This is a genomic window from Acidovorax sp. (assembly GCF_027492855.1).
Classification (GTDB): Bacteria; Pseudomonadota; Gammaproteobacteria; order Burkholderiales; family Burkholderiaceae_C; genus Acidovorax.
In genome coordinates this window covers 68,928-84,601 of sequence record NZ_JAPUDY010000046.1, presented here as the reverse complement: position 1 = coordinate 84,601, position 15,674 = coordinate 68,928, and the positions used below count along the sequence as shown (strand labels likewise).

18 protein-coding genes are annotated in these 15,674 nt (G+C 67.1%); 6 read left to right on the top strand and 12 right to left on the bottom strand.

Annotated elements, in window-relative coordinates; translation table 11 throughout:
• Window positions 1–887 (bottom strand): ABC transporter substrate-binding protein (locus tag Q0105_RS08785; RefSeq protein ID WP_298210840.1); only part of this gene is annotated, 887 nt, incomplete at its 3' end.
• Between the two features lie 200 nt (window positions 888–1,087).
• Between Q0105_RS08785 and Q0105_RS08780 the strand changes: the two genes are divergently transcribed.
• A complete protein-coding gene (locus tag Q0105_RS08780; RefSeq protein WP_298210838.1) occupies window positions 1,088–1,219 on the top strand; it encodes a hypothetical protein in 132 nt (43 codons plus the stop codon).
• On the opposite strand, the gene Q0105_RS08775 is transcribed toward Q0105_RS08780, so the two are convergent.
• Window positions 1,216–1,824: a LysE/ArgO family amino acid transporter gene (locus tag Q0105_RS08775; protein ID WP_298210836.1), complete on the bottom strand. Its 609-nt coding sequence runs from the start codon at window positions 1,822–1,824 to the stop codon at window positions 1,216–1,218. The genes Q0105_RS08780 and Q0105_RS08775 overlap by 4 nt on opposite strands.
• A 77-nt stretch (window positions 1,825–1,901) precedes the next feature.
• Here Q0105_RS08775 and Q0105_RS08770 point away from each other — a divergent pair, with 77 nt between their 5' ends.
• Complete coding sequence (locus Q0105_RS08770; protein WP_298210834.1) at window positions 1,902–2,789, top strand: LysR family transcriptional regulator ArgP; 888 nt, start codon at window positions 1,902–1,904, stop codon at window positions 2,787–2,789.
• A gap of 13 nt (window positions 2,790–2,802) precedes the next feature.
• On the opposite strand, the gene Q0105_RS08765 is transcribed toward Q0105_RS08770, so the two are convergent.
• Complete coding sequence (locus Q0105_RS08765; RefSeq protein WP_298210832.1) at window positions 2,803–3,612, bottom strand: siderophore-interacting protein; 810 nt, start codon at window positions 3,610–3,612, stop codon at window positions 2,803–2,805.
• A 74-nt stretch (window positions 3,613–3,686) separates the two neighbouring features.
• Here Q0105_RS08765 and Q0105_RS08760 point away from each other — a divergent pair, with 74 nt between their 5' ends.
• The gene (locus tag Q0105_RS08760; RefSeq protein ID WP_298210830.1) at window positions 3,687–4,169 is read left to right on the top strand and encodes a MarR family transcriptional regulator; all 483 of its coding nucleotides are present in this window, start codon (window positions 3,687–3,689) and stop codon (window positions 4,167–4,169) included.
• Between the two features lie 53 nt (window positions 4,170–4,222).
• Here Q0105_RS08760 and Q0105_RS08755 read toward each other — a convergent pair whose 3' ends face one another.
• Both Q0105_RS08755 and alr read right to left on the bottom strand, forming a co-directional pair.
• A complete protein-coding gene (locus Q0105_RS08755; RefSeq protein ID WP_298210848.1) occupies window positions 4,223–5,008 on the bottom strand; it encodes a hypothetical protein in 786 nt (261 codons plus the stop codon).
• An 85-nt stretch (window positions 5,009–5,093) separates the two neighbouring features.
• Complete coding sequence (gene alr / locus Q0105_RS08750) at window positions 5,094–6,221, bottom strand: alanine racemase (protein WP_298210829.1); 1,128 nt, start codon at window positions 6,219–6,221, stop codon at window positions 5,094–5,096.
• Between the two features lie 158 nt (window positions 6,222–6,379).
• On the opposite strand from alr, the gene lplT reads away from it, so the two are divergent.
• The 3 genes from lplT to Q0105_RS08735 all read left to right on the top strand — a co-directional run bounded on the left by lplT (window position 6,380) and on the right by Q0105_RS08735 (window position 9,230).
• Window positions 6,380–7,684: a lysophospholipid transporter LplT gene (gene lplT / locus Q0105_RS08745; RefSeq protein ID WP_298210826.1), complete on the top strand. Its 1,305-nt coding sequence runs from the start codon at window positions 6,380–6,382 to the stop codon at window positions 7,682–7,684.
• Between the two features lie 95 nt (window positions 7,685–7,779).
• Window positions 7,780–8,676 carry a DMT family transporter gene (locus Q0105_RS08740; protein WP_298210824.1) on the top strand — a complete coding sequence of 299 codons (897 nt, stop codon included), beginning with the start codon at window positions 7,780–7,782 and terminating at the stop codon, window positions 8,674–8,676.
• A gap of 68 nt (window positions 8,677–8,744) precedes the next feature.
• Entirely contained in the window at window positions 8,745–9,230 is a 486-nt protein-coding gene (locus tag Q0105_RS08735) for a glutathione peroxidase (RefSeq protein WP_298210822.1), read from the top strand.
• 45 nt (window positions 9,231–9,275) lie between these two features.
• Here the strand turns inward: Q0105_RS08735 and Q0105_RS08730 are convergent, their stop codons facing one another.
• From Q0105_RS08730 to Q0105_RS08700, 7 genes are all read right to left on the bottom strand, one after another.
• Complete coding sequence (locus tag Q0105_RS08730; RefSeq protein ID WP_298210820.1) at window positions 9,276–9,989, bottom strand: YafY family protein; 714 nt, start codon at window positions 9,987–9,989, stop codon at window positions 9,276–9,278.
• 14 nt (window positions 9,990–10,003) lie between these two features.
• Window positions 10,004–10,504, bottom strand: a complete 501-nt coding sequence (locus Q0105_RS08725; protein WP_298210818.1) for an MGMT family protein — start codon at window positions 10,502–10,504, stop codon at window positions 10,004–10,006.
• Window positions 10,505–10,507: 3 nt separating this feature from the next.
• Window positions 10,508–10,963: a GyrI-like domain-containing protein gene (locus Q0105_RS08720; RefSeq protein WP_298210816.1), complete on the bottom strand. Its 456-nt coding sequence runs from the start codon at window positions 10,961–10,963 to the stop codon at window positions 10,508–10,510.
• 87 nt (window positions 10,964–11,050) lie between these two features.
• Window positions 11,051–12,262, bottom strand: coding sequence for a D-mannonate dehydratase ManD (gene manD, locus Q0105_RS08715; protein WP_298210814.1), 1,212 nt, complete (start codon window positions 12,260–12,262; stop codon window positions 11,051–11,053).
• Window positions 12,263–12,287: 25 nt separating this feature from the next.
• The gene (locus tag Q0105_RS08710) at window positions 12,288–13,802 is read right to left on the bottom strand and encodes a mannitol dehydrogenase family protein (RefSeq protein ID WP_298210812.1); all 1,515 of its coding nucleotides are present in this window, start codon (window positions 13,800–13,802) and stop codon (window positions 12,288–12,290) included.
• Window positions 13,803–13,807: 5 nt separating this feature from the next.
• On the bottom strand, window positions 13,808–14,566 hold the full coding sequence (locus Q0105_RS08705) for an SDR family oxidoreductase (protein WP_298210810.1): 759 nt from the start codon (window positions 14,564–14,566) through the stop codon (window positions 13,808–13,810).
• A 32-nt stretch (window positions 14,567–14,598) separates the two neighbouring features.
• Window positions 14,599–15,663 (bottom strand): malate/lactate/ureidoglycolate dehydrogenase, encoded by a 1,065-nt coding sequence (locus Q0105_RS08700; protein WP_298210809.1) that lies wholly within the window; start codon window positions 15,661–15,663, stop codon window positions 14,599–14,601.
• Between the last annotated feature and the right edge of the window lie 11 nt (window positions 15,664–15,674).

The window sequence follows — 15,674 nt, the reverse complement described above, 5'->3', positions numbered from 1 at the left end:
AGCGGGTTCTTGCCCTTCACGTCCGAGCCGGGCAGCTCGTCGCGGAACTGGTCCATCCCCAGGAAAATGGTGCGGTACTCCGGCCCCTCCAGCACCTGCAGATTGGGCGTCTGCTTGATGCGCGCCAGGTCTTGCAGGCTGGGGTCGATCACGAAATCCACCTCACCCGACAGCAGCGCCGCCGTGCGCGTGGCGTCGGACTTGATGGGGGTGTAGAGGATCTCCGTCAGGTTGGCGGGGTACTTGCCCTTGCCCCACCAGTGCGGGTTGGGCTCCAGCACCACGCGCTGGTCGGGCGTCCACTGCTTGAGTTGATAGGGGCCGGTGCCCAGCGCATGGCGGTGGGCATAGGTTTCGTCCTTGGTCTTGATGTCTTTGGGCTCCACCGACTTGTTTTTCTCGGCCCAGGCCTTGCTCATGATGCGCAGCTCGGTGAGCTGGTTCACCAACACCGGGTTGGGCAGGTCGGAGTGGATGTCGATGGTGTAGGCATCCACCTTCTCCACGCGGTCGATGCCCTGCGTGTACACGGTGAAGTTGGAGCTTTTGAGCTTGGCCCGCTCCAGTGAGAACTTGGCGTCGTCGGCCGTGAACTCGCTGCCGTCGCTGAACTTCACGCCCTTGCGCAGCGTCAGGCGCAGCTGGGTGGGCTTGATGAACTTCCACTCGGTGGCCAGCGAAGGCTCGGGCTTGAAGGTCTTGCTGTTGTATTCGACCAGTGTGTCGTACACAGCGCCATGCATGGTGTTGTTCACGCCCACGTTCTGGGTGTGGATGTCCCAGGTGGAAATATCCACCGAACGGGACCAGCGGAAGGTGGTAGCCTGCGCCGCCAGCGGTAGGGCAGCGGCCACAGCGGCCGCCAGCAAAAGGGTCTTGAAACGCATGAGGGAGTCACTCCAGATCAGTCAGCCCCCCACTATGACCCAAGTCGCGGTTTTGCGGAACGAACTTGTTCTTCTTAGCTTAAACCTAGAAACCGCAGTTGACCGCTGGTTGCTCTTCGTAAGTTCATATGAGCACGGCCAGTATGGGCTTCGAGCATGTTCACCTGCTTGGATGAGATCGCCATGCACCCGCCAGCACCATGCTCAGCGCACCATGCTCAGCGCACCAGGCGGCGTTGCTCATCCTTGTGGGCATGAGCCCGCTGCGTCCTCGCGCCTTGCCTGGCACGCTGATCGCGGCACTGGCGGGCGCATCCAACTGCGGCTTCTAGGTTAAAACCATGGCCCCCGCCAGCACCAGCATGGTGGCCGCGGTCACCCCGTCCAGCACCCGCCACGCACCAGGTGAGGCGAACACCGGCGCCAGCCAGCGCGAGCCAAAGCCCAGGCACAGAAACCACAGCGCGCTGGCCAGCGAGCCCCCGGCGGCAAAGGTCGCACGCCCCCACATCGGATAGGGGCTTGCCATGGTGCCCAACAGCACCACGGTGTCCAGATACACATGCGGGTTCAGCCAGGTCAGCGCCATCACGGTGAACACGGTGGTGCGCAGGCTGGTGCCCGGCCCATTGGCCGACACCAGGAGGTGGGCGGGCTTGAACGCCCGCGCCGCAGCCTGCACGGCGTAGCCCACCAGAAACAATGCCCCTGCCCAGCGCATGAACAGCGCCCACTCAGGCCGCGCCGCCAGCACACCGCCCATGCCCCACACACCGGCTTGCAGCAGCACGGCGTCAGACAGTGCGCACACCAGCACCACCGGCAGCACATGCTCGCGCCGCAGGCCCTGGCGCAGCACAAAGGCGTTCTGGGCGCCGATGGCCATGATCAGCAAAGCGGTGGACGTGAATCCGTGGACGAAGGCGGTGGTGCTCATGGGGGTGAATTGTCGGTATCGCGCTAAGTTCACGCCAGCTATACTTTTTAACGATCCGTTAAAATCTCTAACCATCCATGTTGCTCGACTCCGCCCAGCTCAGCGCCTTTGCCACGGTGATCGATGAAGGCAGCTTCGAGCGCGCAGCCGCCGTGCTGCACGTCACCCGCTCGGCCGTTTCGCAGCGCATCAAGCTGCTGGAGGAACGCGTGGGCCAGGTGCTGGTGCGCCGGGCCACGCCCTGCACGCCCACCGAGGCCGGTCAGGCGCTGTACCGGCATGCGCGCGAGGTGGCCCTGAGCGAGGCCGATGCGCTGACCGCCATCGGTGGCGGGCAGCGCAGCACCACGCGCCTGGCCATCGGCGTCAATGCCGACTCACTCGCCACCTGGTTCCCATATGCCATGGCCCAGGCCGCCGAGGGGCAGAACGTCACCTTCGACATCCATGTGGAAGACCAGGACCACTCGGCCAACCTGCTGCGTGAAGGCCGCGTGATGGCCGCCGTGACGGCCGACCCGCAGCCGGTGCAAGGCTGCCAAGTGCTGCCGCTGGGCACGCTGCGCTACCGGGCACTGGCCAGCCCCGCCTTCATGCAGCGCCACTTTGCCCAGGGGGTGAACGCGACCGCCCTGGCGCACGCACCCATGCTGGTGTTCAACCGCAAAGATGCACTGCAGACCCGCTTCGTGCGGCGCATCACGCGCCGCGCGCTCACGCCACCCGTGCACTGGCTACCCGAGGCGCATGCTTTCGTCACCGCTACCCGCGCCGGCCTGGGCTGGGGCATGACGCCTGACCCGATGGTGGAAGACCACCTGCAGGCGGGCACGCTGGTGGAGCTGATTCCGGGCAAGCCCGTGGATGTGCCGCTGTACTGGCAGTGCTGGCGCCTCAATGTGCGGGCGCTGCAGCACATGACGGAGGCGGTGCAGCGGGCTGCGGGGTTGACGCTGCTGCGTTGAAACAGAGCGCCTGCTACGCAGCGCTGGCCAGGTCTGCGTGGTGGTCGGCCACGCCCCGCTTCCAATAGGCCGCAATGCGCATGCGCTTGACATCTACTCCTGGCTTGGCCAGCACAGCGTGGCGCACGGCGGCCATTTCGCTGTGTTCGCCCGCCGCCCAGATGTAGCCAGCGCCCGGGGGCAGCACCAGGCCGTCCACGGTGGTCGGCAGAGCATCGACCCATTGCAGGTCGACCTGCGCCGCGCTGACCAGCGCGCGCTGGTCGGCCGGGTTGCGCACCTGGATCCGCACCGTGGCCACCGCGCCAGCGGGCAGCTCGGCCAGGCGGCGGGCGATGGCGGGTAGCGCGGTTTCGTCGCCAATGAGCCAGTGCCAGTCAAACCCTGTGGGGATAACCAGGCTGCCGCGCGGCCCGGCAATGCCCACCCACTGGCCGACGAAGGCCGTGGCTGCCCAGTCAGACGCGGGGCCGGCCTCGTGCAGCGCCACTTCGATGTCCAGCTCGCCGCCAGCCGCGTCAAAGCGGGTGGGGGTGTAGTCGCGCAGCACGGGGCGCGGGCCGGCAAATACCGGGCGCCCGTCTTGCAGCGTGGGCAGCGCAGGGCGCTCCTGCCCGGGCTGGGGCAGTATGAGCTTGAGGTGGTCGTCAAACCCGGCGCTGACAAAACCCGCCAGCTCGGGGCCTGCCAGCGTGAGGCGCACAAAGCCGGGGCTGACGAGAGTGCGGCGCGCCACTTGAAGGTGGCGGGCCTGGAGCGAATGGCGAATGCGTTCGACGACCAGTGAGGTGGCCGTTGCGGCCAGGGGCAGAGCTGCGTTCATGATTTAAAATGTTGATTTAATCAACCAAATCATCCGACAACAAGTTGACTTTGTCAACCTGTTGTTTTACCCCTATGACTTTGCGCCCCCGCCCCGATGTGTTTGAAGCTATGCACGACCTGATGCACGCCTACCGGGCGCGCATGGTGCGCGCCATGACGGCGGTGCACCCCGAACTGACCTTCAATGAGATGCGCGCGCTCAATTTCATCGGCCGCCACCCCGGTGCCACGCAAAAAGAGCTGGTCCACCGCAGCCGCGCGGACAAGGCCCAGGTGGCGCGCATGCTGGGCCTGCTACAAGACAAGGGCTGGCTGGAGCGCCAACCCAATGCCGAGGACAAGCGCAGCCGCTGCCTCACCCTCAGTACCGAGGGCGCGGCCCTGTACCAGGCGCTGCGTGCCGCGCGGCAGACGCTGTCGGCCTCGGTCCTGGCAGGCTGCGACGAGGCCACACAGGCCCAGTTGCTGGTGCTGCTGGAGCGCGTGCGCAGCAACCTGGACGCTCTGCCCTCCGACAGCGACAGCGACGACCAAGGTCACTCGCGGGGCCACTGAACACCCCCGGCGCTTATTCAACAAGCGTCACAAGCTACCAAAACAGGAGCAAGCTACCGCCCCTGCAACACCCGCACCGCCTCGGGCAGCGAGTGCACATGGGGCAGAAAATGGTCGATGGTGGCGCCCAGCAGCACGGCGCAGATCAGCGCGCCCAAGAGTGGCTTCCAGGTCAGGCGCACGGCGGCGCTGAGCCAGCCTTCGCGCTCTACGCCCACGGTGGCGCGCGCGGTGGCCACGGAGAAGGCCAGCTCCACCGCCACGGTCAGCAGCACGTCCCAGCCGAAGAACAGCAGGGCCAGCGAGCCCGCGCCAAAGATCAACGCCGTGCCGATGAAAAAGATGGCCACCACGGGCACGACCACCACGGCGCCTTCGTCGGCGCCGCCCAGCGCATCGGCCGCGCCACTGGCCAGGTCGCCCAGCATGTTGCCGTCGCTGCCACCCGAGCCTCCAGCCCCGAAATCCCCAGACGCCCCGCCGCCGCCAAAATCGCCGCCCCCCGTGCGTGGCAGGGGCACCTGGCTGCCGCCGCCGCTGGTGGGCGATCCGTTGCTGCTGGGCCAGGAGATGTCGGGCACATCCAGGTTGCCATCGCTGGTGCCACGGTCTTGCCGCAGCAGCCGCGCCGCCCAGACCCGCAGCACCAGCAGATACCCCAGATAGCCCGCCGACAGGGTGACCAGGTAGCGCAGCGCCAGCGAATCCACCCCCACCAGCATCTGCACATGCGATGCGCACCACATGAGCAGCAGCGTGAAACTGCCGATCAGCAACCCGTGCCAGCGCAGGCTGTAGCGCTGCTGCAGTGTGTGGGCCACCGCGCCATGGTGCGGCATGCGCACCGAGCGCCAGTTGGATCTGCTGTTTTTTGCTGGCGTCTTGCTGTTGCTGTTGCCACGGCCGCCGTGTGGGGTGGCCATTTCAGGCCGCGCCGTCCACCACCACCGGCACGCGCTGCGCCAGCGCGCACATCAGCTCGTAGCCTACGGTGCCTGCCGTCTGCGCCACCTCGTCGATGGGCAACGTGGCGCCGTTGCTGGCGCGGCCCCACAGCGTGACCTCGCTGCCAAAGCCGACCTGCGTGCCCAGCGCCATGCCGCTGGCGATGAGAGGCGTGAGGTCCACCGTCACCATGTCCATGCTCACCCGGCCCACCAGGCGCGTGCGCACGCCGTTCACCAGCACCGGGGTGCCGGTGTCGCAATGGCGCGGGTAACCGTCGGCATAACCGCAGGCGGCGATGCCGATGGTGAGCGGGCCATCCGCCATGAACCGCGAGCCGTAACCCACCGTGTCGCCCGCCTGTAGATGCTGCACGCCGATGAGGCGCGTGGCGAGCGTCATGGCGGGCTGCAGCCCCCAGTGGCTGGCATCGTTCTCAGGAAAGTCGGGGGCGCTGCCATAGGCCACGATGCCCGCGCGCACCCAGTCGGCGCGCACCCCGGCATCGGCCGCGTGGCGCAGCGTGGCGGCGCTGTTGCTCAGCGTGCGCTCGCCCGGCAGGTCTTGCGCGGCGGTGTTGAATGCGGCCATCTGGTGCGCAATGCCACGCGGACCATCGGCGTCGCTGAAGTGGGTCATGAACGAGATTTCGTCCACCTGCGGCAGCGCATTGAGCCGGGCCCAGGCGGTGCGGTAGCGCTGGGGCGTGAAGCCCAGGCGGTTCATGCCCGAGTTCATCTTGAGGAACACGCGGTGTGGCACCTGCGTCTTGTGGGCGGCCAGCATGTCGATCTGTTCGTCGCAGTGCACGGCGTGCCACAGGCCCAGGCGCGAGCACAGCTCCAAGTCGCGTGGCTCGAAAACGCCTTCGAGCAGCAGGATGGGCCCGCGCCAGCCCAGGTGGCGCACGCGTTCGGCCTCGGCCAGGTCGAGCAGCGCAAAGCCGTCAGCACCCCGCAGCCCCTCGAACACACGCTCGATGCCGTGGCCGTAGGCATTGGCCTTGACCACCGCCCAAACCTTGGCGTCCGGCACCGACTGGCGCACGCGCGCCAGATTGTTGTGCAGTGCGGCGGTGTGGATGGTGGCTTGAATAGGACGGGGCATGGAGAGGGCCAGGTAGGGGTCGGAGGATTTACCGGGGAATACGCGCAGGATTCTGGCATTGTGGCCGTTTATCCGCGTGATATAACCGCCTGTCCCTCGCTACGATTTCTCACATTTAACAGGGCATCAGCCAGACTGATGCACCCACCAGCCATTCGATGAAGCGCGGTTTTTACACCATCATGTCGGCGCAGTTCTTCAGCTCGCTGGCCGACAACGCGCTTTTTGTGGCCGCCGTCGAACTCCTGCGCTCAGAAGGCGCCCCCGAATGGCAGCGCGCGGCCCTGGTGCCGATGTTTGCCCTGTTCTATGTGGTGCTGGCGCCTTTTGTGGGTGCGTTTGCCGACGCCTTGCCCAAGGGCAAGGTGATGTTCGTGAGCAATGCCATCAAGGTGGTGGGCTGCCTGATGATGCTGTTCGGCTCGCACCCGCTCATCGCCTACGCGGTGGTTGGCCTTGGCGCCGCCGCCTACTCACCCGCCAAGTACGGCATCCTCACCGAGCTGCTGCCCGCCTCGCAACTGGTCAAGGCCAACGGCTGGATCGAAGGGCTCACCATCGCGTCCATCATCCTGGGCGTTCTGCTGGGCGGCCAACTGGTGGGCCAGCACATATCGGCCATGCTGCTGGGCATAGACATCCCGATGATCGACACCGGCGTAAACACGCCCGCCGAAGCAGCCATCGCCGCGCTGATCGTGGTGTATGTGATTGCCGCCTGGTTCAACACCCGCATCCCACACACCGGTGTGGAAATGCGCCCGATGCGCACCGACCCCTCGCGCAGCGTGTTGTCAAACGCGCTGGGCCTGCTGCCCGACTTCTGGGCCTGCAACGGCCGCCTGTGGCGCGACAAGCTCGGGCAGATTTCGCTGTCCACCACTACCCTCTTCTGGGGGGCTGGCGGCAACCTCAAGTTCATCGTGCTGGCCTGGGCTTCCGTGGCGCTGGGCTACAACACCACGCAGGCCTCGGCCCTCACCGGCGTGGTGGCCATCGGCACCGCCGTGGGCGCGGTGGTGGCCTCGATGCGCATGCGCCTGGACATGGCCACCAAGGTGATTCCGCTGGGCATTGCGATGGGGTTGCTGCTGATCCTGATGGTGTTCATCAGCAACATCTGGCTCGCCATTCCCTTCCTCATCCTGCTGGGTGGCCTGGGCGGCTACCTGGTGGTGCCCATGAACGCACTGCTGCAGCACCGGGGCCACAACCTGATGGGCGCGGGCCGCTCGATCGCCGTGCAGAACTTCAACGAGCAGGCCTGCATCCTGGGCCTGGGCGCGTTCTACAGCCTGTCGCTCAAGCTCGGGCTGTCGGTGTTTGGCGCCATCACCACCTTCGGCCTGGTGGTGGCGGGCGTGATGTGGCTGATCCAGCGCTGGCACCACAACAACTGCATCCGCCACCGCGAAGAGGTGGAGCACCTGCTGCACATCGCCCGGCACGACACGCACCACTGACCTGGAACGCGGCGGGTGCCACCCACGCTACCCGGAATGCTATATATTTGATAGCTGTTAGCGCTTATAAATAAAGCGCTACAGCCCTGTTTTTCATGCAATCGCCCCTGCCCTTTGCCGCCCTGCTGTTCAACGCCTTTGTCTGGGGGCTGGCCTGGTGGCCGTTTCAGCACATGCACCAGGCGGGGCTGCATCCGCTGTGGGCCACGGCCAGCATGTACGCCGTGGTGCTGCTGGCACTGCTGGCCTGGCGCCCCGGCCTCTGGGCCCAGGTGCGCCAGCACCCCGAGCTGTGGTTGCTGGCACTGAGCTCGGGGCTGAACAACGTGGCCTTCAACTGGGCCGTGACCATTGGCGACGTGGTCCGCGTGATCCTGCTGTTCTATCTGATGCCCGCCTGGGCGGTGCTGCTGGCCTGGCGGATTTTGGGCGAGCGCCCCACGCCGGCCGCGCTGCTGCGCCTGGCATTGGCCTTTACCGGCGTAGTGCTGGTGCTGCTGCCCGAGGGTGCCCCCGCCGCGCGCCTGCTGCAAAACCTCAGCCTGGCCGACGGCCTGGCCCTGCTGGGCGGCTTCATGTTCGCGCTCACCAACGTCACGCTGCGCCGCCTGCACGCCGTGCCGGGGCCTGCGCGCATGTTCGCGATGTTCGGCGGCTGCATGCTGATGGCGCTGGTGGTGGCCTGCGTCGGACTCCAGTTCGGCGTGGTAACCCCCTTCCCGGCCGTCAACAGCACCTGGGTCGTCACCGGCCTGCTGCTGGCGGGCGTGCTGCTGCTGGGCAACTGGGCGCTGCAGTTTGGCGCCGCGCGCCTGGCAGCGGGCACCACGGCGCTGGTGATGCTGTCGGAGGTGATGTTCGCCAGCGTGTCGTCAGCGCTGCTGGGCGCCTCGGCCCTGAGCACCCGCACCGTGATGGGCGGAGCGTTGATCCTGCTGGCATCGCTGCTCGCCGCGCTGCAGTTCCGCCGCCCCGGCGCCACCGCGCACTGAACGCACCGCACACGCCCCGTAAGGGCAGCGGCTACCATGGCCGCTCATCCCAACCCAGGAGTATCCGCATGCCCACCAGCATCTACGACTTTGAAGCCCAGCAGACGAACGGCAAGACCGTGCCCCTGCGGCAGTACGAAGGCAAAGTGCTGCTCATCGTCAACACCGCCAGCGCCTGCGGCTTCACCCCGCAGTTCGGCGGGCTGGAAGAGCTCTACAAGGAATACGCCGACAAGGGCCTCGTCGTTCTGGGCTTTCCCTGCAACCAGTTCGGCAGCCAAGACCCCGGCAGCAACGACGAGATCGCCAGCTTCTGCCAGCTCAACTACGGCGTGAGCTTTCCGATGATGGCCAAGATCGACGTGAACGGCGCCAACGCCTCGCCCCTGTACCAATGGCTCACCGCCGAAGCCCCTGGCCTGCTGGGCAGCAAGGCCATCAAATGGAACTTCACCAAGTTCCTGGTCGGCAAGGACGGCCGTGTGATCCGCCGCTATGCGCCGCAGGATGCGCCGAAGAAACTGGCGGGGGATATCGAGGCGGCGCTGGGCTGACAGCGCCCCGGCTCATGCCCCGTCAGGCGGTGGTGGCGGTGATGGTCATGTCACCGGCCACTCCTGTGGCCGCTGCCCCATCTCTGCCTCCACCTTGCGCAGCATGTCGGCCAGGGTTTTGCCGGGCTCCTGGCGAAACTGCACCGGCAGCACCTCCATGGCCACGATGCGGTCGATGCGAAATCCCCGGAAATCGTTGCGCAGCTCGCACCAGGCGGACAGCGTCCAGACCTTGCCCCAATAAAAGCAACCCAGCGGGCGCAGGCGGCGCGCGCTGGGGCGGCCCTCCACGTCGGCGTAGTCGATCTGCACCATGTGGCGGCTGTGCACGGCCTCGCGCAGCGATTGCAGCAGGGCCTGGTCGCGCGCGCGCAGGCCCACGGCCGGGGCGTACAGCGCCTGCGACTCGGCCGCCGCACGCGCCGCAGGGGGTAGCACGGACAGGATCTTGCCCAGAGCGCCTTCCACCTCACGCGCCAGCCCCGGGTCCAGCCACGACTGCGCCAGCCGCGCGGCAGCCACCAGGGCATTGGCCTCGCCCTGGCTGAACATCAGCGGCGGCAGGTCAAACCCCGCGCCCAGCCGGTAACCCACACCCGCCTCGCCCTCAATGGGCACGCCCTGGTGCTGCAGGTCCGCCACGTCGCGGTAGATGGTGCGCGCCGAAACTTCGAGCCGCTCGGCCAGAAAGGCCGCCGTGGACAGGCGGCGCCCACGGATGAGCTGGACGATCTGGAACAGGCGGTCGGCGCGGCGCATGGTGGGCTACTCGCTTATCTCCGCGATTTGGCGGGGCGCTTGGCGGCCGGAGTGGGCCCGCCCTCCACGCGCAGAAGTCGCCCCTGCTGCACCACCACATGGCCCTCGGCCTCCAGGCGCTGCATCTGGCGGTCGGTGCCGCCGGGGTACTTGGGGTTGAGGCTGCCGTCCGCCTTGAGCGTGCGCCAGTAAGGCGTGGACTGCGCATCGCCCGCTTGCTCGGCCTCGTCGGCGGCGCGGGCCACCAGCGTGGCAAAAATGCCCGTGGTTACCACGCAGCCCACCTGCGCGCCATGGTCATGCGCAAGTTCAGCCGCAATGGCCGTCACCGTGCTGACCTGGCCGGGCTGGATGCGGCGCATGGCGGCGTCCACCTCGCGCGGCGATGGAATCACGATCAGCCCCTCGCCCAGGCGCTTCTTGAGCGGCTCGGGAATGGGTTTGACCTGCGGCAGGTTTTTGTAGGCCGCGAGCTTGGCGCGCCAATTGCCGTCCTGCGAGCGGGTGGATGGCATTGCCTAGCCCTTCACGCCGATATGAATCGCCACCTTGTCCGCGCCTTCGTAGGCCTCGAAGTCGGTGCCATAGCAGCGCTGCACCTGCGGGTGCTCGGCAAAGTAGCGCCACACCTGGCCCCAGGTGTCGATCACCGCCTGTGGCATGGCACCCTGGCCGCTGAACACGAGGTAGTCGCCGCCCTGCACTTGCACACGCACGCTGTCGGGCGTAGGCAGGCCGCTGGCGGCATCCACAGGCTCGGCGGCCGTCATGTCGAAGGCGCCGTGCGCGTCGGACTCATAGCCGCTGTAGATGCCGTAGATGCGCGCGTCGGGCGACGGCGGACGCTGGCTGAAGTAGCTGCCCCACAGGCCGCCGATGCGGGCGGTGGCGGGGTTCATCTCGTCGCTGTTGCGGGTGCGGACTTGCGGGCCCGCTGTGGTGAAAGCCGATACCTGGGTGCGTGTGGGTTGCATGGCAAAACCTCCTGGATGTGTGGAAGCCCGCATGGTGCCCACCCCCTACTGACAGCCTGATGTCAGTAGGATACCTGCATCACCACATCACCAGTTCCAGAGGGTGCCGTCGTGCTGCAGGCGGTTTACCGGCAGGTAGGCGCGCTGGTACGGATATTTGGCGGCCAGCGCCTCGTCGATCTTCACGCCGTGGCCGGGTGTTTCGCCGCAGTGCATCAGGCCCTTGTCAAAGCGGTAGTCGTGCGGGAAGACCTCATCCGTCAGCTCGGTGTGGCGCATGTATTCCTGGATGCCGAAGTTGGGCACCCAGGTATCAAAGTGCAGCGCCGTGCCCATGCACACGGGCGAGAGGTCGGTGGCGCCATGGCAGCCAGTGCGCACCTGGTGCATGGCCGCAAAGTCGGCAATGCGGCGCAGGTGGGTGATGCCGCCTGCGTGCACCACGGTGGCGCGGATGTAGTCGATGAGCTGGTTCTGGATCAGGTCCTTGCAGTCCCACAGGGTATTGAAGATCTCGCCCACGGCCAGCGGCGTGGTGGTGTGCTGGCGGATGAGGCGAAAGGACTCCTGGTTCTCGGCGGGCGTGGCGTCTTCCATCCAGAACAGGTGGTAGGGCTCCAGCGCCTTGCCCAGGCGCGCTGCCTCGATGGGCGTGAGGCGGTGGTGCACGTCGTGCAGCAAATGCACATCAGGCCCCACGGCGCTGCGCACTGCATCGAACAACTTTGGCGTGTGCAGCAGGTATTTTTCGGTGCTCCAGTCGTGTTCGCTGGGCAGGTCGGCGTCGGCCGGTTCGTAAAACAGCGTGCCGCGGCCCACGCCGTACACCTTGTCCAGCCCCGGCACGCCGCTTTGTGCGCGGATGGCCAGGTAGCCCATCTCCTTGTAGCGCAGCACTTCTTCCACGGTCTGCGCCATGTCGCGCCCGTTGGCGTGGCCATACACCATCACGCCCGTACGACTCTTGCCGCCCAGCAACTGGTACAGCGGCAGGCCTGCGGCCTTGGCCTTGATGTCCCACAGCGCGGTGTCCACCGCAGCAATCGCGCTCATGGTGACCGGGCCGCGCCGCCAGTAGGCGCCCCGGTACAGGTACTGCCAGATGTCCTCGATCTGGTGCGCATCGCGGCCGATCAGGCAGGGGATGACGTGCTCGGTGAGGTAGCTGGCCACGGACAGTTCGCGGCCGTTGAGCGTGGCGTCGCCGATGCCGGTCAGGCCTTCATCGGTTTCGATCTTGAGCGTGACGAAGTTGCGGCCGGGGCTGCAGACGATGACGCGGGCGTTGGTGATCTTCATGGTGTGTCGGGTGGTAAAGAAGATGTCAAACAGGGCCCGTTCGCCCTGAACTGGCACTGGTGGGGCCTTTTGCAGCAAGCGCCTCGGCTTCGACAGGCTCAGCCCGAACGGATGGAGGGGACGGCACCTGAAGCGTGCCGCAATAGGCATTCAGTTCAGTCAGCGCGGGCAGCATGCCCAGCGCATCGATGCGCGCCAGCCAGTGCGCCACGTCAGCCAGCCAGGCGGCATGGGCGGGCAGTGCATCGCCCCACACCGCTGGCAGCGTGCCCAGGGCGCGCACGGTGGCGGCGGCATCGCCCGCGTGTTGGCCAGCCAGCGCTTGCAGCTCGGCGACCAGGGGGTCGTGGATGGCATAGGGGCGGCGCTGCTCGTCGTGGCCGCGCAGGTAGCGCATCCATGCCGCGGCGGCAAAGGCCAGGCGGTGCACGGGCAGTCCAGCGTGCTGCGCGGCCAGCACGGCGGGCGGCCAGCGCTGCGGAATTTTTTGCGAACTGTCGGTGGCGATCTGGTGCACGCTGTGCTGCAGCGCGGGGTTGGCAAAACGCGCCAGCAGTGCGTCGCGGTACTGCGGCCAGTCGGGCCGCGCCAGCGGGGGGCCGACCTCGTGCGTCATCAGCCCATGCACCAGCGCATGGACGGCGGGCTGGGCAATGCAGTCGCTGATGACCGGCAACCCGGCCACCGCGCCGATGCAGGCCATGGCGCTGTGGCTGCCGTTGAGCATGCGCAGCTTGGCTTCTTCATACGGGGCCACGTCGTCCACCACCGTCACGCCCTGGCGCGCGAGCACGGCGGCGTCGGTGGGGTCGGCAAAGCGGCGCTCTACCACCCATTCCCAAAAGGCCTCGGTGCCCAGGGCTGCACCATCGTCCACGCCCAGCGCATCGTGCGCGGTGGCCAGGCGCGCGGGCGTGGCGGCGGGCACGATGCGGTCCACCATGCTGGAGGGGAAGGCGCAGGCATCCTGCACCCAGCGCTCCAGATCGCCCCCATGCTCCAGCGCGGCGGCCAACACCAGCGCTTGCAGGCGCTGGCCGTTGTGCTGCAGGTTGTCGCACGACGCGATGGTGAGCCCGCCCAGGCCCGCCGCGCGCCGCTGTGCCAGCCCATCCACCAGCAGTTGGGCCAGCGCGGGGCCATAGCCTTTTTCAGTGACGGTGAGCGTGACCCAGCGCGTTTCGGGCGCGGCCAGTGCCCGCACCACGGCGTGACGCTCGCGTGCGGCCACGGCCGTGCGCCACAGCGCGCCACACAGCGCCCAATGTGTGCCCGCGCTGCTGGCTATCTGCACGGCATACAGGCCATCTTGCGTGGCCAACTGGTCGGCCAGCGCGGTGCTGCGCATGGCCACACCCAACACGCCCCAGCGGTCGTCGCCAGTGCGCAGCAGTGCATCAAACACCAACGCCTGGTGCGCACGGTGAAAGGCACCCAACCCCAGGTGCACCACGCCCGGCGCGCCGCCGCGCGAGTAGGCGGGCACGTCGATGCCGCGTTGGGCAAGCGTTCGCAATTGGGTGTTGTCGAGCAAGGGCATACGGCTCAATCGAATTGCAAACCACCATTCAAGTCCAGCACCTCGCCGGTAATGAACCCGCTCATGGGGTGCGCCAGAAACAGCACACAGTGTGCAAACTCTTCCAGCTCGCAAAAGCGGTGCACCGGGATCATCTGGCGCAGCTCGGCCTGGCGCTCGGGGCTGACTTGTTCGGTCAGCATTTGCGTCTTCACAAAGGTGGGCGCAACCGCGTTGCAGGTGACGCCGAAGGCCGCGTACTCGCGCGCAAAGCTGAAGGTGAGCGAGCTGACCCCGCCCTTGCTGGCCGCATATGCGGGCAGCGGCGAGAGCCCGCCCGTCTTGGCACCAAACGACGACACGTTGACGATGCGCCCAAAGCCGCGCGCCTTCATACCCGGCGCCACGCGCTGGCTCACGTAGAACACGCCGTCGAGGTTGACGGCCAGGGTCTTGCGCCACAGCTCGGGTGTGGTCTGCTCGCAATTGGCGTATTGCAAAAAGCCCGCGTTGTTCACACACACGTCGATGCGGCCAAAGTGTTGCTCCACCGCCGTGCAGCCCGCCTGCACCGCGTCGAAGCTGGAGACGTCCATGGCCGTGCAAAAGAGCCGGTCGCCCGCCTCGGGGCCCAGCGTGGCCGCAATGTGGCGTGTGTCCAGGTCGGTGGCGGCCACGCGGTAGCCAGCAGCCAACAGCGCACGCGCGGTGGCCAGGCCCATGCCTGCGTTGGCGCCGGTGACCAGTGCAACTTGTTCCGCGATAGGAGGGTGGTTGAAATGCATGGTGTGTTGCCGAGTGGTGCCGTTTGGCGAAATCAGGGGACGGTCACGCCTACCTTGCGGCCTGCGAACTGAATTTCTTGCCAGGTGTGGGCGTCGATGGGAATGCCGCCTTGCAGCCGCGCGGCGCGGGTGGCGCGTTCGGGCTCGCCCGCCAGTTGCACACCGTCGCTGCCCTCCGCTGGGGGCGCGGCGCGCAGCCAGTCGATGAAGGCCGTGGCCTCTTGCGCAAAAGCCGCCTGCGTGCCCAGGCGAGCCGGATCGATCAAGATAGTGAGCATGCCGTTGAGAACGGTGCGCGCTGTGTCTGCAGGCCGGCGCCAGGTGCCGCCGCCCGTGAGCGCGCCACCCAGCAGCTCGCACGCCAGGGCCAGGCCAAAGCCCTTGTGCTCGCCAAAGGGCATCAGCGCGCCAAACAGGCCCGTGCCTGGCTGCGGCACCACCACAACACCGGGGTCGGTGGTGGGCTGGCCTTGCGGGTCGATCAGTAAGCCGGGCGCCACCTGCTGGCCCTGGTTGTGCGCCACGCGCATCTTGCCTTGGGCTACGCGGCTGGTGGCAAAGTCCAAAACGAAATGCTCTTGCCCCGCGCCATCGGCCTGCGGCAAGGGGATGCCCACGCAAAACGGGTTGGTGCCAAAGCGCCCATCGCCCCCGCCCCAAGGCGCCACCACGGGCCGCGACAACACGTTGACGAAGTGAATGGACACCAGCCCGGCGGCGGTGGCCATCTCGGCAAAGTGGCCGATGCGGCCCAGGTGGTGTGCATTGGCCAGCGCCATGGTGCAGCTGCCATGCGCCTTGGCACGTGTGATGCCCAGCGTCATGGCCTGCGCGCCGGTCACCTGGCCGTAGCCGCGCTGGGCGTCCAGCGTGAGCAGGGGGCCGGTGTCCAGCACCACACGCACGCTGGCGTTGGGCTGCAAGCCGCCTTCCAGCACGGCATCCACATAACGCGGCAGCATGCCCACGCCGTGCGAATCGTGGCCGCAGAGGTTGGCCATGACCAGGTTGGCAGCCACGGCTTCGGCCTCCACCGCATTGCTGCCAGACGCTACAAAAATAGGAGCTATTGCCGCTTGTAGATCAAGCGGTAGCATGGTTTTTTCTT